Source organism: Candidatus Sodalis endolongispinus (genome assembly GCF_018777395.1).
GTDB lineage: Bacteria > Pseudomonadota > Gammaproteobacteria > Enterobacterales > Enterobacteriaceae > Sodalis_B > Sodalis_B endolongispinus.
In genome coordinates, this window is sequence record NZ_JAFJYC010000001.1 from 74,920 (window position 1) to 89,094 (window position 14,175).

General features: G+C 54.0%; 8 protein-coding genes and 3 pseudogenes. 5 read left to right on the forward strand and 6 right to left on the reverse strand.

Annotated features, from left to right (window positions below; translation table 11 throughout):
- Nucleotides 1-24: 24 nt before the first annotated feature.
- Both JZM24_RS00375 and JZM24_RS00380 read right to left on the reverse strand, forming a co-directional pair.
- Nucleotides 25-750 (reverse strand): RNA polymerase sigma factor FliA, encoded by a 726-nt coding sequence (locus JZM24_RS00375; protein ID WP_215668195.1) that lies wholly within the window; start codon nt 748-750, stop codon nt 25-27.
- A 312-nt stretch (nt 751-1,062) separates the two neighbouring features.
- Nucleotides 1,063-2,331, reverse strand: a complete 1,269-nt coding sequence (locus JZM24_RS00380; RefSeq protein ID WP_215668196.1) for a FliC/FljB family flagellin — start codon at nt 2,329-2,331, stop codon at nt 1,063-1,065.
- A gap of 298 nt (nt 2,332-2,629) precedes the next feature.
- Here JZM24_RS00380 and fliD point away from each other — a divergent pair, with 298 nt between their 5' ends.
- The 3 genes and pseudogenes from fliD (at nt 2,630) to fliT (ending at nt 4,989) form a co-directional block, all read left to right on the forward strand.
- The gene (gene fliD, locus JZM24_RS00385) at nt 2,630-4,048 is read left to right on the forward strand and encodes a flagellar filament capping protein FliD (protein WP_215668197.1); all 1,419 of its coding nucleotides are present in this window, start codon (nt 2,630-2,632) and stop codon (nt 4,046-4,048) included.
- 47 nt (nt 4,049-4,095) lie between these two features.
- A pseudogene (gene fliS / locus JZM24_RS00390) lies at nt 4,096-4,499 on the forward strand (flagellar export chaperone FliS).
- A gap of 115 nt (nt 4,500-4,614) precedes the next feature.
- Nucleotides 4,615-4,989, forward strand: a complete 375-nt coding sequence (gene fliT / locus JZM24_RS00395) for a flagellar protein FliT (protein WP_215668198.1) — start codon at nt 4,615-4,617, stop codon at nt 4,987-4,989.
- Between the two features lie 195 nt (nt 4,990-5,184).
- Here the strand turns inward: fliT and JZM24_RS00400 are convergent, their stop codons facing one another.
- A complete protein-coding gene (locus JZM24_RS00400) occupies nt 5,185-6,060 on the reverse strand; it encodes an MFS transporter (RefSeq protein WP_215668199.1) in 876 nt (291 codons plus the stop codon).
- 189 nt (nt 6,061-6,249) lie between these two features.
- Entirely contained in the window at nt 6,250-8,289 is a 2,040-nt protein-coding gene (gene metG, locus JZM24_RS00405) for a methionine--tRNA ligase (protein WP_215668200.1), read from the reverse strand.
- Between the two features lie 184 nt (nt 8,290-8,473).
- On the opposite strand from metG, the pseudogene apbC reads away from it, so the two are divergent.
- A pseudogene (apbC, locus tag JZM24_RS00410) lies at nt 8,474-9,563 on the forward strand (iron-sulfur cluster carrier protein ApbC).
- 164 nt (nt 9,564-9,727) lie between these two features.
- On the opposite strand, the gene JZM24_RS00415 reads toward apbC, so the two are convergent.
- On the reverse strand, nt 9,728-9,913 hold the full coding sequence (locus JZM24_RS00415; protein WP_246579824.1) for a hypothetical protein: 186 nt from the start codon (nt 9,911-9,913) through the stop codon (nt 9,728-9,730).
- Nucleotides 9,914-10,013: 100 nt separating this feature from the next.
- Here JZM24_RS00415 and JZM24_RS00420 point away from each other — a divergent pair.
- A pseudogene (locus JZM24_RS00420) lies at nt 10,014-11,063 on the forward strand (IS3 family transposase).
- Between the two features lie 1,283 nt (nt 11,064-12,346).
- Here JZM24_RS00420 and asmA read toward each other — a convergent pair.
- Complete coding sequence (gene asmA, locus JZM24_RS00425) at nt 12,347-14,131, reverse strand: outer membrane assembly protein AsmA (protein WP_215668201.1); 1,785 nt, start codon at nt 14,129-14,131, stop codon at nt 12,347-12,349.
- Nucleotides 14,132-14,175 lie beyond the last annotated feature (44 nt).

Consider the following 14,175-nt stretch of genomic DNA (forward strand, 5'->3'; position numbering starts at 1 on the left):
CAATGGCGGCGCGGCAAGGCTTGTTTAGAAATCAGACATCAATTTCGCCCGCAGGCGTTTGATGGATTGGCTGTGCAGCTGGCTGACCCGAGATTCGCCGATACTCATCACTTCACCGATCTCCTTCAGGTTGAGCTCTTCCTGATAATACAGCGTCAGCATCAGTTTCTCCCGTTCCGGCAACGCCTCAATGGCCGCAATCACGCGGTCGCGCAGACCGCTTTCCAGCAACTGCTGCAGGGAATTATTGGCCGGCTCGTGTTCCGGCAGCAGATTATCCGCGGCGGCGCCATATTCTTCGCGCCATTCGTCATAGGAAAACAGCTGGCCGCTATTGGTATCCTGCAACAGCTGATGATAGTGGGCCAGCGGGATATTCATGGTATTGGCCACCTCCTGCTCGGTGGCGGTTCTGCCCAACGCCTGCTCGGTTTTCTGTATAGCCTGAGCCATTTCCCGGGCATGACGCCGCGTACTGCGGGGCAGCCAATCGCGGCCGCGCAATTCATCCAGCATCGCGCCGCGGATCCGCTGCACCGCATAAGTGGTAAAGGCCGCGCCCTGAACCGCATCAAAACGGTCCAATGCGCTAAGCAGGCCGATACTGCCGGCCTGCAATAAATCATCCAGGTCCACGCTGGCGGGTAAACGCACCTGTAGCCGCAGCGCCTCGTGACGCACCAGCGGAATATAACGCATCCATAGCGACTGTTTATCCATCACGCCTGCGGCAGTATACAGATCGCTCATCTTTTAACCCTTTCTCACCCGGTACTGCGCCTAATTATCCGTACTCGTTCAACAATCAATCGACCGAATAGTCGGCAAAAAGCCGCTTTTATCCTCTCATACCCGCTGTTGCGACGGCGCTACCCTATCATTGGCCCGCCAGAATGGGGGAAGTTACCTTACCGCCTACCATTGCCTGCAAACCATAAAAAAACCCCGACGAAGCGGGGTTGGACTGCCAATGGCGGCAGCGAAGCCAGGTGTGGAGCGCCCGGCCGTCGTGTGCGACGAACGTTGCCGACCGAGATGACGCGGCCGGGACGGTTTGCAGGCTTACTGCAGAAGAGACAGTACGGTCTGCGGTACCTGATTGGCCTGGGCCAGTACCGAAGTACCCGCCTGCTGCAAGATCTGCGCCTTGCTCATATTGGAGACTTCGGTGGCATAGTCAGCGTCCTGAATCCGCGATTGCGCTTCGCTCAGGTTGCTGGTGCTGCTGGTCAGGTTGTTAATGGTGGACTCGAACCGGTTCTGCACCGCACCGAGATTGGAACGCATAGTGTCAACGGTGGACAGCGCGTCATCTAGATTAGCCAGCGGATCGCTGGTGGCGGTGGTCAGCGCTTTGCTGGAGTCGTAGCTGGCGGCGGTCACATTGCCGTCATCGTCGGTAGTCACTTTGGCCGCATAGTATTTCACGGTCGCATCAGTAGAACCCGCGGTTTCATCTTTGATGAAATAGTGGCCATTTTTGTCTTGCACTAGCGGGGTTTTGGCGCTGTCGACGTTGGACGCCGCGGTGCTGTCGGTGATACCGGGCGTGGTCGCTTTGGCATCGGCCGCGACGGTGGCGGTCAGTTTGCCGCTGCCGTCGGTGGACACCGTGGCGGCATAGTAATCACCGTCGCTGGTTTTTACAAAGTAGCCATCATCGTTTTTCACCAGGCTACCCGCTTCGATATCGGCCTTGGCGGCGTTCGTGCCCGCGGACAGCGTGACGGAGCTGACCGAGACGCTGCCGGTGGCGCCAACATTGGTGGTCGGCGCAACGGTGACGCCGGTCTGGGTCGGACCGTTAACGTTAAAGGTGCCCAATTTTAAGGAATTGGAGTCGATCTTTTTCAGATCGATAGAGATGGTTTCGCCATCGTTGGCGTCGACCTGGATGGACAGGCTCTTGTCGGAGCTTAATACCTTGACGCCGTTGAAGTCGGTCTGCTGGGAAATACGATCGATTTCGGCCAGACGCTGCGTGACTTCATCCTGGATGGACTGCAGGTCGCTGGTGGAGTTGGTGCCCGTCTGTGACTGTACGGTCAGCGTACGGATCGCCTGCAGGTTATCGTTGATTTCATCCAGCGCGCCTTCCGTGGTCTGCGCCAGGGAGATGCCGTCGTTAGCGTTACGTGATGCCTGAGTCAGGCCGTTGATGTTAGACGTAAAACGGTTGCTGATCGCCTGACCGGCGGCATCGTCCTTGGCGCTGTTGATGCGCAGGCCAGACGACAGACGCTCAATAGCGGTACCCAGCGCAGATTGCGATTTGTTCAAATTGTTCTGGGCCATCAGCGAGATGCTGTTGGTATTGATGACTTGTGCCATTGCAGTATTCCTAAATAATCGTCCCTCGGGACAGAAAAAGTGAACCCGTGCATTTTGCCAAGGGGCTTTAATGACCGTCTTCAATGGTATCGGCGTTCTTTTTCCATTCTTTAGCCTAAAATGGAAATTTATTGTCCTTCATAGGAATACCCTGCCCCGTCGCTAAAGGGTCTATTGCCCGAATTACCCGCTATTCACCTTCGTTTCACCGCCATTGCCCCAGGTAAGAATCAGGTAAATTTTTTGACGTTCGTGCCGATAACACTTTATCTACCGCGTTCAACCAAAGGGCAAAGCGATGTCAACCATCAGTTCATTGGGTATCGGTTCGGGACTGGATCTGAGCAGCTTATTGGATTCATTACAGACCGCCGAAGAGGCGCGTCTCACCACGGTGACTGACAAGCAAGACAGCTACAATACGAAATTGACGGCTTACGGTACGTTGAAAAGCGCCTTGGAAAGTTTTAACGAGGCGACAACCGCGCTGACCACCCGCTCTACGTATACGCAAAAAGTGGCCAGTACCCATGATGCCTTCACGACCGACGTCGGCGACGACGCCGTCAGCGGCAACTATAGCATCAGCGTATCGCAGCTGGCGACGGCACAATCCCTTGCCTCCACCAGCAGCTTTAGCAGCACGACCTCCCTCATCGGCACCAGCGGCAGCGGCAACCGCCAACTGAGTATTTCCGTAGGCAGCGCTGAAGCGGTCACCATTCCTTTGACCGACGATCAAACAACGCTCAGCGGCCTGCGCGATGCCATTAATCAGGCCGATGCCGGCGTCACCGCCAGTATTATCCAGTCGGGGGACAGCGGTTATCAGTTAGTCATTACCGCCAATAGCACCGGCAGCGACGCGACCATGACGCTCGCGGTCAGCGGCGATGACACCTTAAATGCCCTCATCGGCTATAACGGCAGCGACACCGAGAGTTCCTCCGGTATGGTGCAAACCACGGCGGCGCAAAACGCGCTGCTGACGGTGAACGGTATCAGCGTCGAACGCAGTTCCAATACCATCACCGATGTCCCGCAGGGGGTCACGCTTACATTAAATGCCACCACCAGCAGCACGCAAAATCTCATCCTGCGCCAGAGTACCACTGATTCAGCCAAGGCCGTCGAGGATTGGGTCAGCGCCTATAACAGCTTGATATCAACCTTTAATAGCCTGACGCAATATACCGCCGTCAGCGCTGGCGAAGAGCAGAGCGACAGCAACGGCGCCCTGATTGATGATAGCACACTTCGCACCATCCAGAATCAATTAAAAAGTCAATTAATCTCAGCGCAGAGTAATAGCAGCTTTCAGGTCATTAACGATTCGGGCGTCACGCTGAATAAAGACGGTACGCTGTCCGTTGATGAAAGTACGCTTGTGAAGAATTTGGCTGATAATCCTACCGCCGTGGCGGATTTCTTTATTGGCGATGGGTCCACCACCGGCCTGGCAACCAAGATGGTTAATTTATCCAGCAGTTATATTGACGATGATGGCATGATTGCCAACGCAACCGACAGCATAAATACCATTTTATCCAAATTGTCTAAAAAATATGATAGCGTCCAGAGAAGTATTGATTCCAATATTGCACGTTATAAGTCGCAATTCACTCAACTGGATGTATTAATAACGTCATTGAACAGCACCAGTGATTATTTAACTCAACAATTTGAAGCCATTTCCAAAACCAGCAGCTCATCCTGATTCTTCGCAGGGCACTGACTGGAGGACGAGTATATGGACGCGACATCATGGTAAAAATGTACGGTACCGCAGCCTACGAGAATGTAGGTTTACAGGGCAGTGTGCTGAACGCCAGCCCACATCAATTGATTGTATTGTTGTTTGAGGGTGCCATCAGCGCTCTGATTAAAGCAGAGATTTATCTCGAACATAACAACATGGCGGCTAAAGGCAATGCCATCTCAAAAGCGATTAACATTATCTATAACGGTCTCAAGATGGCGCTTGACATGGAAAAGGGCGATGAAATCAGCCGTAACCTGGCGGCGCTGTATGATTATTTTATCCGCCAACTGATACGGGCGAATGCAAAAAAAGACATTGCGAGATTAAACAGGTGCGTGCGCTATTAACGGATATTGCAGACAGCTGGAAACAGATTCCATCCGAACAACCGCAACCACAATATTGAAAAACGGCATTCATCATTTCTACCGCTGTTTCTTCTGCCCGGGTACCGGCAGAAGAAACATTTTAGAAATCGAAAGAATATATGAAACGCGTTAACTTTGCCTATTAGGACCGTTATGTTGGATGCTTTCGCTTCCCTCTTGTCATATTATCAGCAAGTTGGTTCGCTTAGCGAATTAATGCTTGAAATGGCACAGCAAGGACAATGGGAATTATTGATTGATCAAGAAAAGAAATATGTTTTTGCGGTAGCGAAAATCGCTGAACACACCGGCGCGATGACGGCGGTGCTATCCGACCATCAGCAACAATGCATCGCCAGGGTTTTCCAGCAGCTGATCAAAAATGAAGAAGAAGTGAAACGGCTCATGCAGCAGCGGCTCAGTGAACTTCACGGCATGATTAGTGTTTCAAGCAAGCAGCATACGTTAAATGCAGCCTACTCCAAATTTTCCGATAGCGCGTCGATACTGCCGGGCGATATCAAATAGCGGTGGCGCGCACCGGTTCCATTGTCCAGCCGGCTTCGGGTGGCCGCGGCGCTACAGAGGACGATCGCAACTGAATGACGGCACTGGTCCGCTAGCTGTGGACTCTGGACTGTAGGCTCTCGGCTATAGACTTTGGACGCTGGGTTCTGGGCTCTGGGCATGGTGGTTGGGGCTATGGATGGTGGACTGCTTATTTTATTTCGCTGTAGCGGAGGGAGAGACATAACAAAGTGTCCCGCAGCACAAACTGCCCTGATTTAGCCACGTCACGACGATGGTCGCGTTAACCGGCAGAATAATCCCCACCACCTTATAGACGAAGTCAGGATCGAAGGCCACCATCAAATATTGCGAAATGCAACTGGCGAACTGACTGGCCACCAGGCTGCCCAAGGTACCGCCAATGGTGAACCAGATAAGCCTGCGGTCTTGACGTAAAATGGTCAGGGTCTGACGGAAATCAGGCGCCTGACGCTCCGCGGCCTGGCGATGATCTTCAAGATTTACCGGCGGCGGCCCGAAACCCGGCATCGCTTTGCCGAGCAGCACTGTTGCGAGCAAACTTACTATGCCGGCCAATAAAAAAGGCGATAAGGGATGGGTAGCCGCCATCGCCACACTGAGGGGCGGGCCGATAGCCCACCCTACGTTGACCAACGTATAGTTGGCGGAGAACGCTTTAATGCGCTCACTCACCGGCAGCCACTCCGCCAGGGTCGCCTTCAGCGTCAAGCTAAACAGCGAATAGGCAAAGTTGATCACCACCATTAAGACGATAAGCAATATGATCGGCGTGGTGAACGGCAATATAAAAAAGCTGAGCGCAAAGCACGTCATGGCGCACAAGATCAGGCGCTGCTTATTGAAATTATCCACCAGGTAGCCGCCATAAAGGCTGAGCAGAATGGCCAGCGTAAGACTGGCTCCCAGCACCAGGCCCGTCTGACCGGGTAACATGCCGCGCTGTTGCGAGAGGAAAATAGCCAAGAACGGCAGCGTAAGTCCGCGTCCAACGGTTAATATCAGCGAGGTAAGCAGTAACGCTTTAATCAGCGGGGGAGATCCTTTCATGACAACCCACATCCATGATGATTATGTATCGGCATTAAGGATAACGGCTTTCCGGTAAACTGAACAGCGGCGGGCAGGAATAAAACCGGGCAAATGAGCGCAAGATGGCGCGCAGGAAAGTGGTGACGAGAGGCAGCGATAATACCAGGACGGCAACAGAGGCCGCCGTCCGGGAACGCACCGTGCGGGTTATTTCACCGGCATGCCGGGCAGCGCACCGGCATCCGGGCTGAGCAGGAAGATATCCTTACCGCCGGGGCCTGCGGCCATCACCATTCCTTCCGATACCCCAAAGCGCATTTTGCGCGGTGCCAGATTGGCTACCATAATAGTCAGGCGGCCTTCCAGCAGCTGTGGGTCGGGGTAGGCCGCGCGGATACCCGAGAATACCTGACGGCTGGTGCCACCGAGATCAAGCGTAAGTTTCAGCAATTTATCCGACCCTTCCACCGACTCGGCGCGCTTAATCAGCGCCACCCGCATATCCACTTTGGCGAAATCATCGAAATTTATCGTGTGGGCGATAGGGTCCTCTGCCAGCGCGCCCGCCGGCGTCGCGGCTGGCGTGCCGGCTGCCGCCGCTTCCAGGTGCGATGCCTCGATAACGGCCTCTACCTGGGCTGCCTCAATGCGACTGAACAGCGCCTTGAACGGACGGATACGGTGCGACAGCAGCGGCGCTGATAGGGTGTCCCAGGTGAGTGGGGCCGCGAGAAAGGCTTCAGCCCGCTCAGCCAACGAAGGCAGAACCGGTTTTAAATATGTCATCAACACCCGGAACAGCTGGATGCCCATCGAACAGATAGCCCGCAAATCCGCCTCGCGGCCCTCCTGTTTCGCCACCACCCAGGGCGCTTGCTCATCGACATAGCGATTGGCCAAATCCGCCAGCGCCATGATTTCGCGGATTACGCGGCTGGTTTCCCGGCTGCTGAATGCATCGCCTATGGACGTTGCGGCTTTAACGAAAGTGGCATAAAGCGCCGGATCGGACACCGTCGCCGCCAGTTGGCCGTCAAAGCGTTTATTAATAAAGCCGGCGTTGCGCGAGGCCAGATTGACGACTTTATTGACGATATCGGCATTGACCCGCTGGATAAAATCTTCCAGGTTAAGGTCGATATCATCAATGCGTGACGACAATTTGGCCGCGTAGTAATAACGCAGGCAGTCCGCATCCAGGTGCGCCAGATAGGTGCTGGCTTTGATAAAGGTGCCGCGCGATTTCGACATTTTGGCGCCGTTGACGGTCACATACCCGTGCACGAACAAATTGGTCGGTTTGCGGAAGTGGCTGCCTTCCAGCATCGCCGGCCAGAACAGGCTGTGGAAATAAACGATGTCCTTGCCGATGAAATGGTAAAGATCAGCCTTGGAATCCACATCCCAAAACTCATCAAAGCTGATGTCGCTGCGCTTCTGGCACAGGTTCTGGAACGCCCCCATATAGCCGATGGGCGCATCCAGCCAGACATAGAAATATTTGCCCGGCGCATCCGGCACTTCAAAGCCGAAGTAAGGCGCATCGCGGGAAATATCCCACTGCTGCAACCCTGACTCGAACCACTCCTGCATCTTGTTCGCCACCTGCTCTTGCAGCGCGCCGGAACGCGTCCAGGCGCGCAGCATTTCGCTGAAGGCGGGTAGATCAAAGAAAAAGTGTTCCGATTCCCGCATGACAGGCGTGGCGCCCGACACCGCTGACTTCGGGTTGATAAGATCCGTCGGGTTATAAGTGGCGCCGCAGACTTCACAGTTATCGCCGTATTGATCGGGGGAGTGGCATTTCGGGCAGCTGCCTTTCACAAAACGGTCGGGCAAAAACATGGCCTTTTCGGGATCAAACAGCTGGGAAATGGTGCGTGATTTGATAAATCCGTTTTCTTTCAAACGCTGGTAAATTAACGTCGACAGCTGCCGATTATCCTCGCTGTGGGTCGAATGGTAGTTGTCGTAGCTGATGCCAAAGCCGGCAAAATCCGTCTGATGCTCCAGATTCATTTCATTGATCATCTCTTCCGGCGCAATCCCTAATTGCTGCGACTTAAGCATGATTGGCGTGCCGTGAGCATCATCAGCACAAATGAAATAAACCCGATGGCCGCGCATTCGCTGATAACGGACCCAGATATCCGCCTGAATATGCTCGAGCATATGGCCGAGATGGATGGAACCGTTTGCGTAAGGTAACGCACAGGTTACCAATATTTTTTTCGCGACTTGAGTCATGGTAGGAATAGGCTTTTGTTAAGTGTCATAAGGGCAGTCGATGGTAACCGATAGCGATGCCTCACGTAAACAAGCGGCATGCCCGCCATCACGGCGGCGAACTTTTTTTCCGCGGTGGCGGATGAGCCCTGTTATGCTAACGCCATGGTTACTCATCCTCTAAACAGAACCCAAAGGAGCCGGGATGAATCCTTCAACGCCACCAACCACCCCTGAAGCGCTGCGCGAGCTAGTAAGCCGCGTGCTGGGCGCTTTCAAACATCCGACGCTGAAACGCGATTTAACCGTGTTGAAAGCGTTACATCACAGCGCGTTGCTTGACGGCACGCTGCACATTGAGCTGGTCATGCCATTTGCCTGGCAAAGCGGTTTCGCCGAACTTAAGGAAAGCGTTAGCGCGGAGCTGCTGCGCCTGACTAACGCCTCCGGCATTGATTGGAAACTTAACCATAATATCGCCACCATGAAACGGGTCAAGGATCAGGCGGGGGTCAGCGGCGTGCGCAACCTGATTGCCGTCAGCTCCGGCAAAGGCAGCGTGGGCAAATCTAGCACCGCCGTCAATCTGGCGCGGGCGCGTCGGGCTTCTGGACGCGGATATTTACGGCCCCTCGATTCCGACCATGCTGGGCACCACCCACGAGCGACCCACGTCGCCGGATGGCCAGCATATGGCGACGATTATGGCCCACGGTCTGGCGACAAACTCCATCGGCTACATGGTGACCGAAGACAATGCCATGGTCTGGCGCGGTCCCATGGCCAGCAAAGCCCTGCTGCAACTGCTCACCGATACGCTATGGCCGGAGCTGGATTATCTGATACTGTATATGCCCCCCGGCACCGGCGATATCCAACTGACGCTAGCGCAGAATATCCCGGTGACCGGCGCGCTGGTGGTGACGACGCCGCAAGACATCGCCCTGGCGGATGCGCGCAAGGGCATTGTGATGTTTGCCAAAGTCGGGGTGCCGGTACTGGGTATCGTGGAAAACATGAGCATGCATATCTGCAGTCATTGCGGCCATCTCGAAGCGATTTTCGGCACAGGCGGCGCGGAAAAGCTCGCGGAGCAGTTCTAATGTGCATTGTTGGGGTAACTGCCGCTGCATATCAGCCTGCGCGAGGATCTGGACCGCGGCGAGCCTACGGTGGTCAGCCGACCGGATAGCGAATTTACCGAAATTTATCGTCAGCTCGCGGGGCAGGTGGCGGCGCAGCTTTACTGTCAGGGTGAAGTGATCCCGACCGAAATTGCCTTTAAAGCCGTTTGACGGCGCCTCGCGCCAGACGGGGTAGACATTGGCTCATCCCGAGGCCGTCAGGGTAATATCGCGCTCGGCGTCTTGCGGCGAGGCCCAGGAATAATGAGTCACGAGGGCAATGGCGCGCCGTGCAGACACGGCGCGTCATAAGGAATTCGTGGCGAGATGAGAAGTTAACTCGCCGGCGCCGGCCTAGCATCCTGCTCTGGCCTCAGCGCCGGGGACGGTCGGTGCAGATCATCGCGGGTATAGACTTTGGTCACCGGCGCCACGCTAAGGGCTATCTGCTCTAGCAGATTCTGGGTCGGCGCCTTTTTGCCCTGCACGACCAGCAGCAGCGGCAAAATAAGCATCGACACAATTTGGCCTGATTTAGCCCCCTGAAACACCAGACAGTAGCTGTATCTCCAGATAAGAGATAGGCTTGAATATATGTCTAACACTAACGCCAATTTTGATATGACCGGGATCCTGTTAGGTCAAGAAGTCCGTAAACGTAAAACTCCTCAGGAAAAAATGGCCATTATTCAGCAGAGGATGGAGCCCGGCATGAATGTCTCCCATCTCGCACGACTGCACGGTATCCAGCCCAGCCTGCTGTTTAAGTGGAAAAAGCAATATCAGGAAGGCAGCCTCACCGCCGTGGCTGCCGGGGAGGACGTTGTTCCTGCCTCTGAGCTTGCAGCTGCATTGAAGCAGGTCCGGGAGCTCCAGCGCCTTCTGGGTAAGAAGACGATGGAGGTTGAGATCCTAAAAGAAGCCGTGGAGTACGGCCAGTCACGAAAATGGATAGCGCACGCGCCCTTGTTGCCAAAGGCCGGGGAATAGCACAGGACAGGCGCTGTAACCGGCGTAATGACGAAGCAGACGCTGGAATACTGTCGGACATCCTCGACATCATCAGCGATATGCCCAGCTACGACTATCGGCGGGTGTGGGGCATCCTGTGTAAACAACGTCGCGCAGAGGGACTGACGCCGGTAAATGCGAAACGACTTTACAGGATCATGTGTGAGCATAACCTGCTGTTATTACATTGAAAACCAGAGCGGCCGAGGCGTGAGCATAAGGGCAGGATCGCGGTGGCAGAAAGCGATATTCGCTGGTGTTCAGATGGCTTCGAGTTCGGCTGCGACAACGGTGAAAAACTGCGGGTCACGTTCGCACTGGACTGCTGCGACAGAGAGGCCATAGACTGGTCTGCGAGCACTGTAGGCTACGACAGTTCGACCGTGCAGGATGTGATGCTGATGTCGGTAGAAAAGCGCTTCGGCGACAGGTTACCCGATACAGCGGTGCAGTGGTTGACGGACAACGGTTCAGCGTATACCGCGCATGAAACGCAGAGGTTCGCCAGAGAACTGGATCTGGAGCCCTGCACAACAGCGGTGAGCAGCCCTGCGAAACCTTGCAGCAGCGTTCACGCATTACAATGAAAACCATCCGCACAGCGCGCTGGGATATCACTCTCCGAGAGAATACCGGCGGCAGCGGGCTTCGTTAACTTAAGATACAAAAGCTGTACGGAGATGGTGGGCAAGATCACATGATCTTGAAAAGTCGGCGTGAAGTAGTCTTATAGCCTTGAAAATTGACACTAGGTATTAATCGCCGCTATGCGAGACAAGACGCCTTACCGCGCTACCCGGCAAGAGATGTAGCGCCTGCACAAGCGAGACAGCGTTTGAACGGGATATAAGCCCAAGTGACTTACTGCGGCGGTTGAGAAGTCTGGCTTAGCGTTTCAGACGTTTTTAACACCAAAAATTCTCTAACGATCATGGCCAACCCTATATTATGTTAACTCTTTTTCAAACCTAACGGGTTTATGTTTTGCAGGTAACATGATAATATACTTAGAAAAGTAGTCCGTTCAGTTCTCCGCTGCATAAGCCTTAATTGGATAAAGGCAGTGTGGGGGCTTGCTTGATATGAATCCCTTCTTGCACGAATCCGTAACATTAGGTTGAATCACCTATAGGCAATACCATGAAATTACTTAAGTTAGTTTTCTTTAGATAATTTATGGGAAGTTTGCCCTAACGGCCTCAGTTAGGTTATCCCCTGTAGTTGCACAAGCTGGCAAAGATAACGGCATAGGATCGTTGCACCTCCATGCTACGTAAATCGCTACTACCAAAAATAGAGGGTGCCCACTTTTGTTATGATTTTACTTGCGCTTGGACTATAAACTCTTATATGTGAATTTACGACGGCAAGTAAATCGTCCAGATGGCCCTCCCAGCATGGCGTCTCTCTCTAAGTAACCCGTTTAAATGCGAGGTTAAAACAGCATTTGATTCTGGCAGTTTCCCATAGCAGGCTGATAATGTATAAAAACTCGTATCACGCCGGTCCTACTGCTGGCCAGTGGCTTTGACTTAAAAGGCTCCGAATTTCGGCTATGACCTCTCGGAGCAAAACTATCCTAATTTTGCATCGGCGTTGTCCATTTCCCTGATGATGCTCTCTTCCAAGGGGCTCCCTTGCTCATCAGACGCAAAGCCGATGTATGGCTATGCCACTTGCGTAAGGGTTACCGACAATCCTTGTGGTAACTCTGATAATCTTACTATTTAATCACTATCGACTTTACCTCAGCATACAACGTTCAAACGCTGCCAAAGGGCAGCGTTTGTTGACGGCTCAGCTATCACTATCCTTGTTTTAATTGACTCCATGGCCGCTTATTAACTAGGGTCATGAAAAGGTTTTTCTTGCCTTGCTCAATAGGTCGCGCGGATTTTTTTGCCCCATCACCCGATGCCTTTTCACCTTTCCCTGGTTTGACTTTACCACTCCTTCAACCGTTTTTTAACCTCATCCTCCAGGCGTTTGCGCAGGAGTTGGTCCACATTAAGTTGATAGTTTAACCCATCCCAGGAGCCATACACCCGCAGCGGGATAGCGGTTGAAGTGAGCATGCTCACCAGTTGCGGATCCCCTTTCCACCCCTCTAACACACGAATTTGCAGATTCACATCGCACTGCCGTGCCGGTAAATTTAGGGTGCCGTCACCGGTCAGCGCCAGCAATTCCGAATCGCCCGCCAAATTGTCAAGACGCAGGTTGCCCCGGTTAAGAGTGGCGTTGGCGGTAAGCTGGCGTACCTGTGAATAACGCTCGGCACGCTCTTCGGCCGCCACATTACCATGGGTACGCGTTACCGCTCTTTGGATCAACTGGGAAATATTCAGTCCTTCCAATTTGGCGTTATCCAATGTCATGGCGGCCGCACCCTGCCAGGCGCGGGCGAAATCGCTCGCGGTAAAATTATGTCCTTGGACTTCGCCTTGTAAGGAGAACTGGCCGGTCAACGTCTGGGGTAATGAGAAGGCTTTCAGCAGCGGGCCAAGGGCTACCCGGGAAAGCTGTGGCTGCAAATGGAACACCGGCTGATCCCCTGTGGCGTCCAAGGTACCGGGCAGATCAAATGTCCCCTCGCCAAGCTTACCGGCAAAGGTATTCAAGGTGAGCTGCCCGCGGCGGTTGTCCGCCTTCACCTGCAGGTCGGTCATCGTCAGGCCGTGATAAATGACGTTCTGGGCGCTCAAATTGAGTTGTCCGCTAAAATCATTCAGATTGGACAGAGCATTATCCGTCAGGGCACTGTTGGAAATAACCGGTCGACCAGAGCCGGCGTTTGGGCTTTGTGCACGTGCCCCGTTGTCATTTGCAGGCGGCTGCAACCCCAGCAGCGTATCGAGATTTAAGGTCTTCGCCGATAAATCAAGTTGATATACCGGCTCGTTGCCCAGCCGGGCGCTTATCTGTCCGCTTAACTCGCTGTCGTTGGCGCTGAAGGTTAACCCCGCGAGCGTCAAGGTTTGATTGACGGCGGAAAAATCGGCGTTGAACGCCCCCTCACCCTCGATTCCTTGCTCCGGCAGGCCACTCGCGCGCAGTCTGTAGCTGAACTTATCCATGTGGGCGCTGACCTGACGCGGGTATTGACTCAGATCCAGACTACCGTTGAGAGAAACCGCCAAATCGCGCTGATCGCGATTGAGACGGCCGGAGAACTCAACGCTCGCTTTGTGCGCATCGTCCTGTTTCATTTGCAAATTCAGATCGCGCAAATTAAGTTGTTCGTTAGCATCGCGCTGCCAGATAAGCAAACTGTCGGCGACCTGCAGACTGCCAATATTCCACGACCAGCCATTGCCCTCCTCCAGCTCCGGCGTACCCGCCGGCGCAATAGGGGCATTATCGGGCCGCCGCGCCGCGCTGTCGTGCGTTAAGGTAATCACCGCCCCTTTCAGCATGACCTGCTTTACCGACAGCTGATGAGAAAACAGCGGCCACAGCGCCACATCCAGGCGCATATTTTCCGCGCTAACCAGCGGGACCGACGCGCCGGGGGCGGTGAGTTTCATACGGCCCGCGAGAATGCTTAATTGCGGCCAGGCATGCCAGCGCAAATCGCCCTCCAACGCCAGATGATAGCCGCTGCGCTGTTCTACTTGCGTGATCATATAGCTGCGCAAATCGTTGGGATTGATTAGCGCCACCATAGCCGTCAGCCCGGCCACCACCACCACCAGTAAAATGAACAGCGTCGTCAGTAATCTTCTCATGCGGTCCTCTTTCGTTATCACCCGATGCCACAGGCCTCTGACGA

What these genes read in the sequence shown, in the direction of transcription:
- JZM24_RS00380 (WP_215668196.1), bottom strand. Translation starts at nt 2,331, where the DNA reads ATGGCACAAGTCATCAATACCAACAGCATCTCGCTGATGGCCCAGAAC.
- JZM24_RS00400 (WP_215668199.1), bottom strand. Translation starts at nt 6,060, where the DNA reads ATGAAAGGATCTCCCCCGCTGATTAAAGCGTTACTGCTTACCTCGCTG.
- metG (WP_215668200.1), bottom strand. Translation starts at nt 8,289, where the DNA reads ATGACTCAAGTCGCGAAAAAAATATTGGTAACCTGTGCGTTACCTTAC.
- JZM24_RS00375 (WP_215668195.1), bottom strand. Translation starts at nt 750, where the DNA reads ATGAGCGATCTGTATACTGCCGCAGGCGTGATGGATAAACAGTCGCTA.
- asmA (WP_215668201.1), bottom strand. Translation starts at nt 14,131, where the DNA reads ATGAGAAGATTACTGACGACGCTGTTCATTTTACTGGTGGTGGTGGTG.
- fliT (WP_215668198.1), top strand. Translation starts at nt 4,615, where the DNA reads ATGTTGGATGCTTTCGCTTCCCTCTTGTCATATTATCAGCAAGTTGGT.
- fliD (WP_215668197.1), top strand. Translation starts at nt 2,630, where the DNA reads ATGTCAACCATCAGTTCATTGGGTATCGGTTCGGGACTGGATCTGAGC.